The organism is Stenotrophomonas acidaminiphila (genome assembly GCF_014109845.1).
In the GTDB taxonomy this organism is placed as follows: Bacteria; Pseudomonadota; Gammaproteobacteria; order Xanthomonadales; family Xanthomonadaceae; genus Stenotrophomonas; species Stenotrophomonas acidaminiphila.
Genome location: NZ_CP043567.1, coordinates 1 through 15,046 on the forward strand (window position 1 = coordinate 1; position 15,046 = coordinate 15,046).

The 15,046-nt window shown below is 70.8% G+C and carries 12 protein-coding genes, 7 pseudogenes and 1 riboswitch; of the genes and pseudogenes, 6 read left to right on the plus strand and 13 right to left on the minus strand.

What is annotated here, in order from left to right:
- Positions 1-2 precede the first annotated feature (2 nt).
- Both metK and F0P95_RS00275 read left to right on the plus strand, forming a co-directional pair.
- Positions 3-842, plus strand: a pseudogene (gene metK / locus F0P95_RS00270) (methionine adenosyltransferase); the annotation flags it as partial.
- 133 nt (positions 843-975) lie between these two features.
- Positions 976-1,500, plus strand: a pseudogene (locus tag F0P95_RS00275) (acyl-CoA thioesterase).
- A 99-nt stretch (positions 1,501-1,599) separates the two neighbouring features.
- On the opposite strand, the gene F0P95_RS00280 reads toward F0P95_RS00275, so the two are convergent.
- From F0P95_RS00280 to F0P95_RS00300, 12 genes and pseudogenes are all read right to left on the minus strand, one after another.
- The gene (locus F0P95_RS00280) at positions 1,600-1,827 is read right to left on the minus strand and encodes a hypothetical protein (protein ID WP_182335264.1); all 228 of its coding nucleotides are present in this window, start codon (positions 1,825-1,827) and stop codon (positions 1,600-1,602) included.
- A 62-nt stretch (positions 1,828-1,889) separates the two neighbouring features.
- Positions 1,890-3,173, minus strand: a complete 1,284-nt coding sequence (locus tag F0P95_RS00285; protein WP_182335265.1) for a tetratricopeptide repeat protein — start codon at positions 3,171-3,173, stop codon at positions 1,890-1,892.
- A 542-nt stretch (positions 3,174-3,715) separates the two neighbouring features.
- A complete protein-coding gene (locus F0P95_RS00290; protein ID WP_331252897.1) occupies positions 3,716-4,231 on the minus strand; it encodes a protein kinase domain-containing protein in 516 nt (171 codons plus the stop codon).
- A complete protein-coding gene (locus F0P95_RS17435; RefSeq protein ID WP_232528716.1) occupies positions 4,171-4,545 on the minus strand; it encodes a hypothetical protein in 375 nt (124 codons plus the stop codon). The genes F0P95_RS00290 and F0P95_RS17435 overlap by 61 nt, the downstream gene beginning before the upstream one ends.
- Before the next feature lie 42 nt (positions 4,546-4,587).
- Positions 4,588-5,601 (minus strand): annotated as a pseudogene (locus tag F0P95_RS17710) (phosphoenolpyruvate carboxylase).
- Between the two features lie 55 nt (positions 5,602-5,656).
- Positions 5,657-5,893, minus strand: a pseudogene (locus F0P95_RS17615) (phosphoenolpyruvate carboxylase); the annotation flags it as partial.
- Positions 5,844-5,975, minus strand: a pseudogene (locus tag F0P95_RS17620) (hypothetical protein); the annotation flags it as partial. The pseudogenes F0P95_RS17620 and F0P95_RS17615, both read right to left, overlap by 50 nt.
- 116 nt (positions 5,976-6,091) lie before the next feature.
- Positions 6,092-6,304 (minus strand): annotated as a pseudogene (locus F0P95_RS17625) (phosphoenolpyruvate carboxylase); the annotation flags it as partial.
- Positions 6,216-6,932 carry a phosphoenolpyruvate carboxylase gene (locus F0P95_RS17630; RefSeq protein ID WP_269150859.1) on the minus strand — a complete coding sequence of 239 codons (717 nt, stop codon included), beginning with the start codon at positions 6,930-6,932 and terminating at the stop codon, positions 6,216-6,218. The gene F0P95_RS17630 and the pseudogene F0P95_RS17625, both read right to left, overlap by 89 nt.
- A complete protein-coding gene (locus tag F0P95_RS17770; RefSeq protein ID WP_425515891.1) occupies positions 6,929-7,057 on the minus strand; it encodes a hypothetical protein in 129 nt (42 codons plus the stop codon). The genes F0P95_RS17630 and F0P95_RS17770 overlap by 4 nt, the downstream gene beginning before the upstream one ends.
- Positions 7,051-7,323 (minus strand): hypothetical protein, encoded by a 273-nt coding sequence (locus F0P95_RS17635; protein WP_269150860.1) that lies wholly within the window; start codon positions 7,321-7,323, stop codon positions 7,051-7,053. The genes F0P95_RS17770 and F0P95_RS17635 overlap by 7 nt, the downstream gene beginning before the upstream one ends.
- A 344-nt stretch (positions 7,324-7,667) precedes the next feature.
- Positions 7,668-10,169: pseudogene (locus F0P95_RS00300) on the minus strand (alpha/beta hydrolase family protein).
- Between the two features lie 112 nt (positions 10,170-10,281).
- A riboswitch (S-adenosyl-L-homocysteine riboswitch) is annotated at positions 10,282-10,388 on the plus strand.
- Between the two features lie 33 nt (positions 10,389-10,421).
- On the opposite strand from F0P95_RS00300, the gene ahcY reads away from it, so the two are divergent.
- The 3 genes from ahcY to F0P95_RS00315 all read left to right on the plus strand — a co-directional run bounded on the left by ahcY (position 10,422) and on the right by F0P95_RS00315 (position 13,422).
- On the plus strand, positions 10,422-11,867 hold the full coding sequence (ahcY, locus tag F0P95_RS00305) for an adenosylhomocysteinase (RefSeq protein WP_182335266.1): 1,446 nt from the start codon (positions 10,422-10,424) through the stop codon (positions 11,865-11,867).
- 157 nt (positions 11,868-12,024) lie between these two features.
- Complete coding sequence (locus F0P95_RS00310; RefSeq protein ID WP_232528717.1) at positions 12,025-12,852, plus strand: alpha/beta hydrolase; 828 nt, start codon at positions 12,025-12,027, stop codon at positions 12,850-12,852.
- 105 nt (positions 12,853-12,957) lie between these two features.
- Positions 12,958-13,422: a GNAT family N-acetyltransferase gene (locus F0P95_RS00315; RefSeq protein ID WP_182335267.1), complete on the plus strand. Its 465-nt coding sequence runs from the start codon at positions 12,958-12,960 to the stop codon at positions 13,420-13,422.
- Positions 13,423-13,428: 6 nt separating this feature from the next.
- On the opposite strand, the gene F0P95_RS00320 is transcribed toward F0P95_RS00315, so the two are convergent.
- Complete coding sequence (locus tag F0P95_RS00320) at positions 13,429-13,983, minus strand: DUF3228 family protein (protein WP_054667588.1); 555 nt, start codon at positions 13,981-13,983, stop codon at positions 13,429-13,431.
- A 237-nt stretch (positions 13,984-14,220) separates the two neighbouring features.
- On the opposite strand from F0P95_RS00320, the gene F0P95_RS00325 reads away from it, so the two are divergent.
- Positions 14,221-14,979: a COG4705 family protein gene (locus F0P95_RS00325; protein ID WP_182335268.1), complete on the plus strand. Its 759-nt coding sequence runs from the start codon at positions 14,221-14,223 to the stop codon at positions 14,977-14,979.
- Positions 14,980-15,046: the final 67 nt, after the last annotated feature.

Below are 15,046 nucleotides of genomic sequence, written 5' to 3' on the forward strand. Positions count from 1 at the left end.
TCGGTTATGCCTGCAACGAAGCCCCGGAATTCATGCCGGCGCCGATCTACTACTCGCACCGCCTGGTCGAGCAGCAGGCCAAGGTCCGCAAGAAGAAGAACTCGCCGCTGCCGTGGCTGCGCCCGGACGCCAAGAGCCAGGTCACCCGCGCGGGCGGCCAGATGGCAAGATCGCGTGTGGTGTTGTCGACCCAGCATGACCCGGGCGTGAAGCAGAAGGACCTGATCGAGGCCGCGTGCGCGAGCACATCCTCAAGCCGGTCCTGCCCAAGGCGTGGCTGGACGCGCTGCCGAAGAACAAGGTGCACATCAACCCGACCGGCATCTTCGTGATCGGCGGCCCGGTGGGCGACTGCGGCCTGACCGGCCGCAAGATCATCGTCGACACCTACGGCGGCATGGCCCGCCACGGTGGCGGCGCGTTCTCCGGCAAGGACCCGTCCAAGGTCGACCGCTCGGCCGCCTACGCCGCCCGCTACGTGGCCAAGAACGTGGTCGCCGCCGGCCTGGCCGACAAGTGCGAAGTGCAGGTCTCCTACGCCATCGGCGTGGCCGAGCCGACCTCGATCTCGGTCACCACCTTCGGCACCGGCAAGATCGCCGACGCGCAGATCGAGAAGCTGATCCGCGCGCACTTCGACCTGCGCCCGTACGGCATCATCAAGATGCTCGACCTGATCCACCCGATGTACCAGCAGACCGCCGCCTACGGCCCACTTCGGCCGCAAGCCGAAGGAATTCTCGTACGTCGACGGCGACGGCAAGACCCAGAACGCCACCGCGTTCTCGTGGGAGAAGACCGACCGCGCCGAGGCGCTGCGCAAGGCCGCCAAGCTCAAGTAAGCCCGGCCCGGCAGGCACCGACCGGAAAGGCCGCCCGCACGGGCGGCCTTTCCATTTGCGGATGGACCAGCGGCGCGTGCATCCAGCCACCATGCCGGGTTAGCCTGCGGCTCCGCCCATCGCGTCGCCGCCCATGTCCGCACCCACGCCCCACCAGTTGTCGATGACCGTGCTGATGACCCCGGAGATGGCCAATTTCTCGGGCAAGGTGCACGGCGGCGCGGTGCTGCGCCTGCTCGACCAGGTCGCCTATGCCTGTGCCAGCCGCTATGCCGGCAACTACGTGGTCACCCTGTCGGTGGACCAGGTGATGTTCCGCCAGCCGATCGCAGTGGGCGAACTGGTCACCTTCCTGGCATCGGTGAACTACACCGGCACCCTCGTCGATGGAGGTGGGCATCAAGGTGGTGGCCGAGGACATCCGCAAGGGCAGCGTGCGCCACGCCAACAGCTGCTTCTTCACCATGGTCGCGGTGGACGACGACGGCAGGCCCACGCCGGTGCCGCCGGTGCCGCCGCTGCAGCCGGCGACCGGCGACGAGACGCGTCGCTATGCCGCGCGCAGATCCGCCGCCAGCTGCGGCAGGACATGGAGCAGCGCCACCGGGAGCTGCTCGGCAGCAGCCCCGCCCCCGCCACGCAGACGCGGTCCCCGTAGCGCCGCGCCGGCGCGCTGCCGGCCGCTGCAACCGGAACGGGGACGCGGGCGGGCACCGCAAGCGCGGCGCCGGTCAGCCCCATCATGGCCACCGCGCCTTCAGCGGCCGCCGGCCGCGGCGATCACGTCCCTTGCCTTGTCGCGGACCGAACGCATCCCGGCATCCAAGTGCGCGGGGTCCATCTTCACCACCGGGTCCAGGTAGCGGGTGCGCAGCACGCTGGCCTCGTCCGGGCGCTGCAGGCGCTGCAGCAACGCGTACAGGCGCGCGGCGCTTTCGATCGTGTTCGGCGCCTGGGCGCCCAGCTTCTGCGTACGCAGCTGCAAGGCCGTCGCATAGGCCGCACGCGCCGGTTCCAGCCGGCCCAGGGCGAGCAGGATGTCGCCGTTCAGGCTCCATGTTCCGGCGATGATCGGGTGGTCCGCCGCGAGCGTGCGCCGCTGGCCCTCGAGCAGCGCTGCGCATGCGGCAACGCCTGCGCGTGGCGCCCCTGCCGGTGCAGCAGGCTCGCCAGGCTGCCCTGCGCCAGCAGGGTATTGGGATGATCCGGACCGCGGTGCTGCAGGTGCGAATCCAGCACGGCCTGCTGTACCCGCAGCGCCTGCGCCATGACCCGGCACTGGCGGCCGGGTCGTCGGCCAGCGCGCCGCGCTTGCTCAGCACGCCGACCAGCCCGGTCATCGGCGACACGGCCTGGGCGCTGTCTTCGCCCTGCTGCTGGCGCCGGTACTCGACGACGCGCTCGATATCGGCCCTGCACCTGGGCCAGCGCCGCATCGTCCCGGGCAAGCGCGAAGCCGTTGGTCGCCACCAGGTAGCGCGCCGACACGGTGTCCGGATGGCCTTCGCCGTAGCGCCGCGCCAGCACGTCGGCCACGCTGCGGGCCAGCACCTGCGACTGTTCGAACTGCTTCTGCTCGCGCAGCAGCTTGGCCTGGACCAGCGCCACGTACAGCGTGTCGCGATGCGTGGCCCCCAGGGCCCGCTGGTACAGCGACAACAACGCCTCGGCCTCCGGCCCGGCCTTCTCGCGACGGCCGGCCTGGATCAGCGCGTCGATGCGGTAACGGCGCAGGCGCAGCATGCGCTCGTCGCTTTCCGGCAGCGCGCCGCCGACACCCGTGCGGATCGCGTCGTAGGCGGCGATGGCGTCGTCGAAGCGGCCCTGGATGATCATCACGATGGCCCGCCCCAGTTCGGCCTCCAGCCGCTGCGGATCGCTCATCGGCCGTGCCGCGGTGGCGGCGTGCACCTGCATGTACAGGCGCTGCGCCTCGTCCGGGCGCCCGAGGGTGACCAGCACCCCCGCCAGCGCCAATTCCGTAGACAGCCGCTCCGGGCTGTCCGCTGCCAGCGCCTGCCCGCTGCTCCAGCACCCGCCGCAACTGCGCCTCGGCGCCCGACGTTGCTGCCGATCGCATGCAGCACGCCCGGCCAGCGACTGCCTCAGCTCCGCCGCCAGCGCGGCGTCGTCGTCCACCTCGTTCCCGATCCGGTCCAGCGCATGCGCCACCACGTAGGTCTCCAGCGCATCGCGGGCGAGGTCGGTGGCACCGCGCGCGGCCGCGGCATCCACCAGCTGCAGCACCTGCGGCGAAGCCAGTTTCCGCCCGGATGCCGCATCGGCCTTGAGCAGCATGTCCTTCTGCGCTTCGGCCAGCGAGCGCCCCATTGCCTGGATGTCCCACGCTTTCCAGCGTGCTCCGCTGGAAATCGAGACGATTCCGCTGCAGCTCCTGGCCGCGGGCGTTCGGCCAGCGCCTGCTGCGCCCGCGCCTCGCGCAGGGCCAACACCGAGGCCAGCAGGCCGCCCAGTACCGACAGCAGCACCAGCGTGGCGGCGGCCAGCGGCCAGGCATTGCGCCGCAGCAGCCGCCGCGCGCGATAACCGCGCTCGCCGGCGCGCGCGCTGACCGGGCGATGGGCCAGGGTAACGGCGCAGGTCCTCGGCCAGTGCCGCGACCGAGGCGTAAGCGGACGCTCCGGCTCCTTGCGCAGCGTCTTGAGCACGATGGCATCGATGTCGGCCGGCACCGCGCGGGTGCGCGGCCGCGGCGTGCCGGTGTCGCGCAGCCCGGCGACTGGGCGGCGGCACGTCGGTGTTGGCGATGGCGTTGTACAGGCCGGCCGGATTGTCGATCTCGGCGAACGGCAACTGCCCGCAGACCAGCTGGTACAGCACCGCGCCCAGCGAGTAGACGTCGGTGGCGGTGGTCAGCGGCTGGCAGGCGAGCTGCTCGGGGCTGGGCATAGGCCAGGGTGAGCGCATGCTGGCCGGTACGGGTATCGCCGGGCCGCCGCGCTGTCCTCGTCGATCAGGCGGGCGATGCCGAAATCCAGCAGCCGCGGCTGGCCGCGGGCGTCGACCAGGATGTTGGCCGGCTTGAGATCGCGATGGATCACCAGGCAGCGGTGCGCCTCGGCCACTGCTTCGCAGATCCTGACGAACAGCGCGATGCGCTCGTCCAGCGGCAGGTGCGCGGCGTGCACGTCCCACGCGCACGCCTTCGACGTACTCCATGGCCAGGAACGGACGGCCGTCGGCGAGGGATGCCGCCGTCGAGCAGGCGCGCGATGCCGGGGTGGTCCAGCCGTGCCAGCAGCTCGCGCTCGCGGGCGAAAGCGTTCGCGCAGTTCCGGCGACGCCTCGGCCACCGGGTTGAGCAGCTTCAGCGCGACCTTCTGCACGAAGCCGCCGTGGCTGCGTTCGGCCAGGTACACCACGCCCATGCCGCCGGCGCCCAGGCGCTGCAGCAGGCGGTACTCGCGGCTGGCGTCGGCCGATGCCTCCTGGCCGCTGAGGTCCTGCCCCCGGATCGGGCGGCGGCAGCCCGGGCGAGCGGCAACGACACCACCAGCGTCTGGTCTGCCTCCATGCCGGCAAGCAGCGCCCGCACTTCATCGGCGATCGTCGCGTCGCCGCCCGCCTCGCGGACGATCAGTTCCTCGCGGGCGCTGCCCTGCAGGTCCAGCGCCTGCAGCACGATCTGCTTGACCCGGTGGTAACGCGCCGCGTCGCCAGCGTTCCCCTCCCCTTCGCGCATCGTCCCCATTCCCCGTTCCCCTCCCCGTGCGGCAGGCCGCCGTCAGCCGGTATTCTGCACGCCCTGCGACACCCCGTTCACGCAGGCCACCAGCGCGCGCAGCAGCGCCTCGTCCTCGCGGCCACTGTGCCGCCAGCGCTGCAGCAGGTCCACCTGCAGGGTGCTGATCGGGTCGATGTAGGGGTTGCCGCAGGCGGATGGACAGCGCCAGCCGCGGATCGTGCGCGAGCAGTTCCTGCTGCCCCGCTGAGCCGCTTGGACCCAATGCCCGGGTCAGCGCCAGCTCTTCGCGGATCACCGGGAAAGAAAGCGCGCGTGCAGCGGCCCGGCCAGGCGCGAGAACTGCTCGGCGATGTGGATGTCGCCCTTGCTCAGCACCATCGCCATGTCGTCCAGGAAGGTGGCGAAGAACGGCCAGTCGTGCGCCATCTCGCGCAGCCCGCTCCTCGTGGCCCGCATCGGCCGGCGGCCTGCAGGCCGCTGCCCACGCCGAACCAGCCGGGAATCACCGCGCGCGCCTGGCTCCAGGCGAACACCCACGGGGATCGCGCGCAGGTTGGACAGGGCCGCGTCCTGGCCGAGCCGGCGCGAGGGCCGCGAGCCCAGGGTCATGCGCTCGATCACGTCGATCGGAGTGGCGTTGCGGAAGTAATCCATGAACTGCGCGTCGCCGACGAAGCCACGGTAGCGGCGCGCGCTCTCGGCCGCGGACGATGTCCATCACCGGCGTCCACAGCCGCTCGCGCGGCTCGGCGGCGGCGCGGGCGCAGGCTGGCCCGCAGCACCGCGCCGGCGGCCTGCTCCAGCGAGCGCAGCGCCCAGCGCGCGGATGCCGTACTTGCGGTGGATCACCTCGCCCTGCTCGGTGACCCGCAGACGGCCGTCGATGCTGCCCGGCGGCGAGGCGTCGACCGCATGCGTGGTCTTGGTGCCGCCACGGCTGATCGAACCGCCGCGGCCGTGGAAGAAGGTCAGGCGCACGCCGTGGGCGGCGGCCACGGCCAGCAGTTCCACCTGCGCCTGCTGCAACCCCCAGCGCGAGGCGGCGATTGCCACCGTCCTTGCCGCTGTCCGAGTAGCCGAGCATCACCATCTGCACATCGCCACGCGCGGCCAGGTGCGCGCGGTACACCGGGTCGTCCAGCAGATCGCCCAGGGTCGCGGTGCCGTGGTGCAGGTCGTCCACCGTCTCGAACAGCGGCGCGATGTCCAGCGGCACCGCGTTGCCGGCGTCGACCAGGCCCGCCACGGCGCGCCAGCGCCAGCACCGCGAGCACGTCGCCGCGGTCGTGGGCCATCGAGATGATGTAGCTGCCCAGCGCGTCGGCACCGTGCCGGGCGCGCGCATCGGCCAGCGCCGCGAACACCTTGTCCAGCCGCTTGCCCGGCTTCGTCGTCGCCCCGCGGCAAGGTCGTCTCGCCGGCGGCATAGGGCGCCAGCAGGCGGGCGCGCGCCGCGCCGTCCAGCGCCTCGAATGCCGCCTGCCCCGCCCAGCACCTCGGCCAGCGCGCGCGCATGCACGCTCGATTCCTGGCGCACGTCCAGCCGCGCCAGGTGGAAGCCGAAGGTGCGCACGCGCCACAGCAGGCGCCGCACCGAGAACCAGCCGGCGTGGCGGCCGCGGTTCGCGTCCAGGCTGTCGAGGATCAGCTGGATGTCGTCGACCAGTTCATCCGGCGAGCGGTACGCGCCCCCGGCATCGTCGAGCGTGGCCTGCAGCCGCGCGCGCATGCGGTCGTTGAGCAGGCGGTAGGGCATGTCGGCGTGGCGCGGGCGCGACTGCACCTGCGGCAACAGCGCGCCGATAGGCATCCACGCGCGCGCGCACCGCCTCGCTCACCCCGACCAGTTCGGTGGACTGGCTGAGCAGGCTGGCGAGCTTGAGCAGGTCCTTCTGGTACAGCTCCAGCACCGCGGCGCGCTGCGCGTTCAAGGTGGCGGCGATGGTGCCCGCATCGACATTGGGGTTGCCGTCCATGTCGCCGCCCACCCAGGTGCCGAAGCGCACCAGCCGCGGCAGCGGCAGGGTGCGGCCCCAGGTGTCGCGCAGCGCCTGCTCCAGCGATTCGTAGAACACCGGCATCACCCGGTACAGCACCCGGGTGAGGTAGAAGCCGACGTGCTCGCGCTCATCCTCCACGCCGGGCCGCACCGGCGATGAATCGGCCGGTCTGCCACGACGCGGTGAGCGCCATGCGCAGGCGCGCGGTATCGGCGGCCTGCTCGCCCCGGCGTGCGCTGGCCGTCGAGGTTGTCCACCAGGCTCGCCACCATCAGCTGCTCTTTTTTCCAGCAGCGCGCGGCGCACCGCCTCGGTGGGATGGGCGGTGAACACCGGCTCGATGTCGATGCGCGGCAACCACTGCACCAGCTCTTCCAGGGTCACGCCCTGCGCCTTGAGCTGCTGCAGAGCATCCCTGCAGGCCTTCGGGCTGCGGACGCTTGGTGCCGGGCGCGCTGGTAGTCGCGGCGGCGGCGGATGCGGTGCACGCGCTCGGCGATGTTCACCACCTGGAAGTAGGTACTGAACGCGCGCCACCAGCGCCTCGGCCTGGCGCGGCGTGCGCCCGGCCAGTTGCGCGCTGAGCGTGGCCAGCGGCGCCTGGCTCTCGCGGCGCGCGATCGCGGGCGGTGCGCACCTCCTCCACTTCATCGAGGAACGCGGGCGAGACCTGTTCGGAAAGGAGATCGCCGACCATCGCGCCGAGGCGACGGACGTCGTCGCGCAGGGGCAGGTCGGGGGTGGCGAAGACGACGCTGCTGCGGTACTCGTTCATCCAGGAACCGGAACCTCGGAAGCGGGAACGTCCCCAAGCCTAACTGAAAAATTCCGCGTTTTTTTGCAGTGCATCAACCGGAGAAATGGTTGCATCTGCATGTTGTCCGACGGCTGTCGTTGCGGACATCGGAATGGCGGCCGCGGGCGCCTCGCCGTGGACAGTGGATGACCGGGGTGACGGCGGGATTCCTGCAGCAGCACTCGCTCCCGGCGAGAATGCTGGAGAGGGCGCCGCGAAGACACGGCGCCACCGCAGCCGGAAAAAAAAAAGCCCCACGGCCTGCGACGCAGACCGTGGGGCGGGGCGCGCGGAACGCCGGCATGCGCCGGCCCGCGGCGGGATTACCGCTTGCCGTCCTTCGCCGGTGCCGCCAGCCAGCGGTCCAGCCAGTCCTCGCTCTCGGCGAGCATGGTCATGATCGATTCGCGCGCGCGGTAGGCATGCGATTCGTTGGGCAGCATCACCAGCCGCGCGTTGCCGCCCAGGCCCTTGACCGCGGCGAACATGCGCTCGCTCTGCATCGGGAACGTGCCCGAATTGTTGTCGTCCACACCATGGATGAACAGGATCGCGTCCTTGATGTCGCCGGCCGTAGTTGAACGGCGACATCTTCAGGTAGGTGTCCTGCACCTGCCAGTAATTGCGCTCCTCGGCCTGGAAGCCGAACGGGGTCAGCGTGCGGTTGTAGGCGCCGGAGCGGGCGATGCCGGCCTTGAACAGGCGCGTGTGCGCCAGCAGGTTGGCGGTCATGAACGCGCCATAGGAATGTCCGCCGACGGCGATGCGGCCGCGGTCGGCCACGCCACGGCGCACCACTTCGTCCACCGCCGCCTGCGCGCTGGCCACCAGCTGCTGCACGTAGGTGTCGTTGGGCTCGGCATCACCCTCGCCGACGATCGGCATGGTCGGGTTGTTGAGCACCACGTAGCCCTTGGCCAGGAACGCCTGCGGGCCCCAGTAGCTGATCGCATTGAAACGGTGCGGGGAGCCGCTGACCTGGCTGGCATCGCCGGCCGACTTGAACTCGGCCGGATAGGCCCACATCAGCAGCGGGCGCGGACCGTCCTTCTTCGGGTCGTAACCGGGCGGCAGCAGCAGGTCGGCGGTGAGTTCGACGCCGTCGTTGCGCGTGTAGCGGATCTGCTCCTTGCTCACGCCACGCAGCTGCGGCAGCGGGTGCGTATTGCGGGTCAGGGCGAACGGAGCCGTCGCATCGCCCAGCGCACGGGTGTACAGGTTGGACGGCTCGTCGTTGGACTCGCGGCTGTACAGCACGCGCGGCGTGGGGCCGTCGATCACCGCCACCGGCGTCTCGTAGTACGGCGCCTGCGAATGGAACAGGCGCTCGCTGCTGCCGCTGTCCAGGTCGATCCGGTCCAGGAACGGGCCGGTCGCCTTGCGGCGAGGCACCGTCGCCGACGCGATAGAAGCTGCGCCCGTCGGCGCTGAACTGCAGGCGCGAACGGCCACCGTCGTCGGGCTGTAGCAACGGCGCGCCCGGATCGCCGTAGCGATCGTCGCCGGAACGTTCGGACACCAGCTGCGGCGCCTGCTCCGGATGGTCCGGGGCGATCTTCCACTCACGCACCTGGCGCGTCTTCCACCAGTACTCGTTGAGCAGGGCGACGTCGCCACGGCCCCAGCTGATGCCGGCATAGCGCGCGGCCAGGCGCGCCAGGGTCACCGGCGGCCGGTCGAACGGCGCGGCCTGGACCAGCACCGCGTCGCGGATCGCCGCCTCGCGCGCCGGATCGCCGCCATCCTGCGCTTCGGCCCAGACCAGGGTGGCCGGCGCGTCGGCGCGCCAGGAGATCGAACGCACTCCGGTCGGCACCGCGTCGTTGCCGGTGGGCAGGCCTTCGACCAGCGGCAGCCTGGCCACCGTGTGCGCGACCCGGCCCTGCGCGTCCAGCACCTCGATACGGCGCGGGGAAGCTGCCGACCGGCACCGCATAGGAGAACGGCCGCTCCACGCGCTGGCTGAGCAGATAGTTGCCATCCGGCGAGGATGACAGCCCCAGGTACAGGCCCGGCATGCCCAGCGGACGGCTTTCGCCGTTGATCGCCACCCGCACCGGCTGCGCCTGCAGGTAATACTCGAACAGGCGCGCGTCATGGTCGTTCTTCAACAGGTCCTGGTAGGTGCGCACCGAGCGCACGCCCCGGCCCGCCTCGGTCTGCTGCACCGCCGGTCCAGTGGGGATGCCATCGCCCACCGGCGCGGCGCCCTGGCCGGCCGGGCGCTGCATCACCAGCAGCGCAGCGCCGCCCGGCAGCCATGCATAGCCGTTGCCGACCACCGAGTTCAGCCGCTCGGCCACCCGCCGCGCGCTGCCGGCGGCCACGTCCACCAGCCACAGCTCGTTGCTGCCGCTGGCCGGGTCCACCTGGTTGAACGCCAGGTACTTCTGGTCCGGCGACCAGGCCAGCGAGGCCACCGACAGCGGCTGCGGCAGGCCGCTGATCTGGCGCTCGGCGCCATCGGCGGTGGAGATCAGCCACAGTCTGCTGCCGAACGAGAAACGGCTGTCGGAAAAGGTCCTGGGGTTGATCCGCAGGCCGGCCAGCTTCAGCTCCGGCTGCGCCACCTGGGCGATCGACGGCAGCGGCGGGGTCTGCAGCATCGCCGCCAGGTCGCGGCGCGGCGACAGCCGCAGGGTCGGCGCGCGCGGGGCGTCGACCACCGCCTGCAGCGCCGCCGACGGCAGGCGGTAGCCCTGGGCATCGCTGGCGGCGGCGTTGGCGGCCGGGGCGGCCGCCAGCAACGGCGGCACGGCCAGCAGCAGGCCGGCGCACAGCACCAGCGCCGCGGACGCGCGGCGGGGGCGGCGGGAAGCGAACATCGTCATGGCAATCCTCATCTGGGCGGTTTCAACCGCACACGTTAACAATCCCCGGCTGGCGGCTCCCCTGCCTTTGGTTGGGCAGGGCCGGCGCGCGATATAATCGGCGCCCCCGTCCGAGGGGCGCTGCGACCGCCGTGTGGAGTCCCCCGCAAGGGCCGGACCGGCACGGCGGCCAGGCTCGGACGGCACCGCATGCAACAACGGCGCCCGGCGAACGCGAGCCCTGCTCGCACCACACCGGAGCTTCACATGAACGCTGTTGCAAAGACCTTCTCCCAGGAAGGCGACTACAAGGTCGCCGACATCTCGCTGGCCGACTGGGGCCGCAAGGAAATCGACATCGCCGAGCACGAGATGCCCGGGCTGATGGCGATCCGCCGCAAGCACGCCGCCACGCAGCCGCTCAAGGGCGTGCGCGTGACCGGCTCGCTGCACATGACCATCCAGACCGCGGTGCTGATCGAAACGCTCAAGGACATCGGCGGCGACGTGCGCTGGGCCTCGTGCAACATCTTCTCCACCCAGGACCAGGCGGCCGCCGCCATCGCCGCCACCGGCACGCCGGTGTTCGCGTGGAAGGGCGAGACCCTGGAGGAGTACTGGGACTGCACCCTGGAGGCGCTGACCTTCAAGGCCGCCGACGGCACCCTGCTGGGGCCGGAACTGGTGGTCGACGACGGTGGCGACGTCACCCTGCTGATCCACAAGGGCTACGAGCTGGAGAACGGCAGCGACTGGGTGAACACCCCGTCCGGCTCGCATGAGGAACAGGTCATCAAGAACCTGCTCAAGCGCGTGCACGCCGAGCGCCCGGGCTACTGGACCCGCGTGGTCAAGGACTGGAAGGGCGTCTCCGAGGAGACCACCACCGGCGTGCACCGCCTGTACCAACTGGCCGAAGCCGGCACCCTGCTGGTCCCGGCGATCAACGTCAACGACTCGGTCACCAAGAGCAAGTTCGACAACCTGTACGGCTGCCGCGAATCGCTGGCCGACGGGCTCAAGCGCGCGATGGACGTGATGCTGGCCGGCAAGGTCGCCGTGGTCTGCGGCTACGGCGACGTCGGCAAGGGCTCGGCGCACTCGCTGCGCGCCTACGGCGCGCGCGTGATCGTCACCGAGATCGACCCGATCTGCGCCCTGCAGGCGGCGATGGAGGGCTTCGAGGTCAACACCATCGAGTCCACCCTGGGCCGCGCCGACATCTACGTCACCACCACCGGCAACAAGGACATCATCCGCATCGAGCACCTGAGCGCGATGAAGGACCAGGCCATCGTCTGCAACATCGGCCATTTCGACAACGAGATCCAGGTCGATGCGCTGAACGGCTACGCCGGCGTGAAGAAGATCAACATCAAGCCGCAGGTGGACAAGTACGTGTTCCCGAACGGCAACGCGATCTTCCTGCTGGCCGAGGGCCGCCTGGTGAACCTGGGCTGCGCCACCGGCCACCCGAGCTTCGTGATGTCCAACAGCTTCGCCAACCAGACCCTGGCGCAGATCGACCTGTGGGCCAACAAGGACAGCTACACGGCCGACGTCTACCGCCTGCCGAAGAAGCTGGACGAGGAAGTGGCTCGCCTGCACCTGGAAAAGATCGGCGTCAAGCTGACCACCCTGACCCAGGAACAGGCCGACTACCTCGGCGTGCCGGTCGACGGCCCGTTCAAGCCGGAGCACTACCGCTACTGACCGGCGCGCCGGTCATCGCGTGAAACACCACGACGGGCGCCGCAGGGCGCCCGTCATGCTTTCGCCGGACGCCCACGACCGCGGCACGTGTTCTCGCCGGCCACGCGCGCTTGCTACCCTGCGCGACCCTGCCCCGACGCCGTCCACCGACATGACGATGAAATCGATGCTTCCCGCCATCGCGGCCCTGCTGATGGCAGCCCTGCCAGGCATCGCCAGCGCGCAACCGGCGCTGCCGGCACACGACAGCTTCGTCATCCAGTCGCAGCGCCTGCAGGAGGCGCGCACCATCAACGTCTACCTGCCGCCCGCCGACGCGGCGGTGGCGCATCCGGTGCTGTACATGCCCGATGGCGGCACCGCCGAGGACTTCCCGCACGTGGCCGCCACGGTCGATGCCGGCATCCGCGCCGGCCGGATCGCGCCGCTGCTGGTGGTCGGCATCGAGAATACCCAGCGCCGCCGCGACATGACCGGCCCGACCCGGGTGGACAGCGACCGCCGCATCGCGCCGGTGGTCGGCGGCTCGGCCGCGTTCCGCGCGTTCATCGCCGAGGAGCTGGTGCCCGAGATCGAACGCCGTTACCGCACCACGGGCTCGCGCGGCATCATCGGCGAGTCGCTGGCCGGGCTGTTCATCGTCGAAACCCTGTTCGAGCAGCCGACCCTGTTCGATACCTGGATCGCCTTCAGCCCCAGCCTGTGGTGGAACGACGCGGCGCTCACCCGCAGCGCCGGCGTGCGGCTGCAGGGCATGCCCGGCCTGGAGGGCCGGATGCTGCTGGCCTGGGGCGACGAGGACACCATCGGCCCGCACGCGCAGGCGCTGTCGGACACGGTGAAGCGTGCCGGCCCTGCCCACCTGCAATGGCAGGCACTGCCGCGCCCGGACCTGCGCCACGACACCATCTACACCGCGCTCGAGGCGATGGCGATCGAGCGCATGTATCCAGCCACCCCCGGCAGCGGCGACGGCGGGCGCTGACCCTTCGCGGGAGGCGACCAGGCGCATGGCCGCAAGCCGGCGCGGATTCGGCTTCCGGTGGAGAATCCGACGCCGATCCCGGTTTGCCCTGACCCCGGTTCAAACATGTCGCTTTCGATCCACGAAGTACCGCCGACCGACGCGCCGCTGGCGCTGCTCCTGCTGGCCGATCCTTCCGAGTCCAAGGTACGCGCCTACCTGCCGGGCGCACGCTGTTTCGCCGCGCGCGTGGACGGCGCCATCGCCGGCATCTGCGCGGTGGTGACGCACGCGCCGGGCCGCCACGAGCTGATCAACATCGCGGTCGATCCGGCCTGGCAGCAGCGCGGCATCGGTTCGCGGCTGCTGGTGCACGTGATCGACACCTGCCGGCGGGAGGGTGCGCTACGGTTGGAAGTCGGCACCGGTGCCTTCGGCTACCCGCTCGCGTTCTACCAGCGGCATGGCTTCCGCGTGTTCCAGGTGGACCGCGACTTCTTCCTGCGCAACTACGACGAAGCGATCGTCGAGGACGGCATCCAGCATCGCGACATGCTGCGCCTGGCGCTCGACTACCGCCCGGCGCACTGAGCGCGCTCAGCGCCAGTTCGCGTTCGCTTCCCAGAATTCCACCGCGCGCCGGTAGGCATCGCGGTCGATGGGCACGCCCGAGCCGCCCTCCTCCACGCCGAGCGCATTGCGCATCATGGTGATCGGCGCCATCGGGATTTCCGCCGGCTCGGCGGTGTACAGGCAGCCGACCACGCCCCAGTCGGCCTCGATGGGCGCGCCCTCCTTGGCCAGCTGTTCGCGGCTGTAGAGGATGACGACCAGGTAATCGGCCACCGGCGGCTCCACGCCTTCGAACCAGCGCACCAGTACCGGCAGTTCCTCGCGCGTGCGCGCCTCGTAGGCCGAGCGCAGCAGGTGGCGGTTGCCATCGGTGACCGGCACCGTCAGGCAGCGGGTGGAGGTCCAGTTGCGGTGCACGTGCAGCTTGCAGAACGGCGCATAGCCATCGAGCACGCGCAGCGGCGCATGTGCGTTGAGGTGCCGCTCGAACTGTTCGGGCGTGCAGTCGCGGATCGTGTTCGGGCGCGGCGTGCGGGGGAACAGGCGGGTACGGGCGAAGGGGGTGAGGAAGATCGACATGGCCGGGACGTTCGGAAAACCCGGCCATTGTCGGCCATCGCCACCTGCCCGCGCACGCCGCGGCCGGGTCCGCGCCGGCAGTGGATGCGCGCTGCGCCCGGCATGCGCTGCGCATGCCCGCCCCGTCACCGTCACCGTCTGCAGCGTGAACCGCTGGCGCCACGCGCGGGATTCCGACACGGCTCCGACCCCCGCCCGCGCACCGTGGCGTTGTCGCTCACGCACCGGACCGCCGTCATGCATACCCGCCCCCTGCCGGGCGCCAGCAAGGTTCCCGAAGTCACCCTCGCTTTCTGGATCACCAAGATCCTCGCCACCACCCTGGGCGAGGTCGGTGGCGACGCGGTCACGATGTCGATGGGCCTGGGCTACCTGGCCGGCACCGCGCTGTTCGCCGTGGTGTTCGCCGCCGCCGTGGCCGCGCAGATCCGCGCCAGCGGCTTCCGGCCCTGGCTGTACTGGGCGGCGATCATCGCCAGCACCACCGTGGGGACCACCCTGGCAGACTACCTGGACCGCTCGCTCGGCATCGGCTACAGCGGCGGCAGCAGCGTGCTGCTGGCATTGCTGCTGGGCACCCTGTTCTGCTGGCAGCGCAGTACCGGCAGCGTTTCGGTGGTGGACATCAACTCGCGGCGCAGCGAGCTGTTCTACTGGCTGACCATCACCTTCTCGCAGACCCTGGGTACCGCGCTGGGCGACTGGGCGGCCGATACCCAGGGGCTGGGCTATGCCGGCGGCATGGTCCTGTTCGGTGGCCTGCTGGCGCTGGTCGCGGCACTGCACCTGACGACCCGCCTGTCCAGGACCCTGCTGTTCTGGGCCGCCTTCATCCTCACCCGGCCACTGGGCGCGGTGGTCGGCGACTTCCTCGACAAGCCGCTCGATCACGGGGGGCTGGCGCTGAGCCGTTACGCCGCCTCGCTGGTGCTGCTGATCGCGATCGTGGCCTGCATCGCGCTGTTGCCGCAGCGCGCCGCGCGGCGGGCCCACTGAACCCACGCACGGGCGCCCGGTGACAACGGAAACAATTGCACATCCATCTTGATGGAGAGATATAATC

Excerpts from the sequence above, each read along its gene's own strand:
- F0P95_RS00285 (WP_182335265.1), bottom strand. The coding sequence starts at position 3,173 with ATGGGGCGCTCGCTGGCCGAAGCGCAGAAGGACATGCTGCTCAAGGCC.
- F0P95_RS00290 (WP_331252897.1), bottom strand. The coding sequence starts at position 4,231 with ATGGGCGTGGTGTACCTGGCCGAACGCAGCCACGGCGGCTTCGTGCAG.
- F0P95_RS17435 (WP_232528716.1), bottom strand. The coding sequence starts at position 4,545 with ATGCGCGAAGGGGAGGGGAACGCTGGCGACGCGGCGCGTTACCACCGG.
- F0P95_RS17635 (WP_269150860.1), bottom strand. The coding sequence starts at position 7,323 with ATGAACGAGTACCGCAGCAGCGTCGTCTTCGCCACCCCCGACCTGCCC.
- ahcY (WP_182335266.1), top strand. The coding sequence starts at position 10,422 with ATGAACGCTGTTGCAAAGACCTTCTCCCAGGAAGGCGACTACAAGGTC.
- F0P95_RS00310 (WP_232528717.1), top strand. The coding sequence starts at position 12,025 with ATGAAATCGATGCTTCCCGCCATCGCGGCCCTGCTGATGGCAGCCCTG.
- F0P95_RS00315 (WP_182335267.1), top strand. The coding sequence starts at position 12,958 with ATGTCGCTTTCGATCCACGAAGTACCGCCGACCGACGCGCCGCTGGCG.
- F0P95_RS00320 (WP_054667588.1), bottom strand. The coding sequence starts at position 13,983 with ATGTCGATCTTCCTCACCCCCTTCGCCCGTACCCGCCTGTTCCCCCGC.
- F0P95_RS00325 (WP_182335268.1), top strand. The coding sequence starts at position 14,221 with ATGCATACCCGCCCCCTGCCGGGCGCCAGCAAGGTTCCCGAAGTCACC.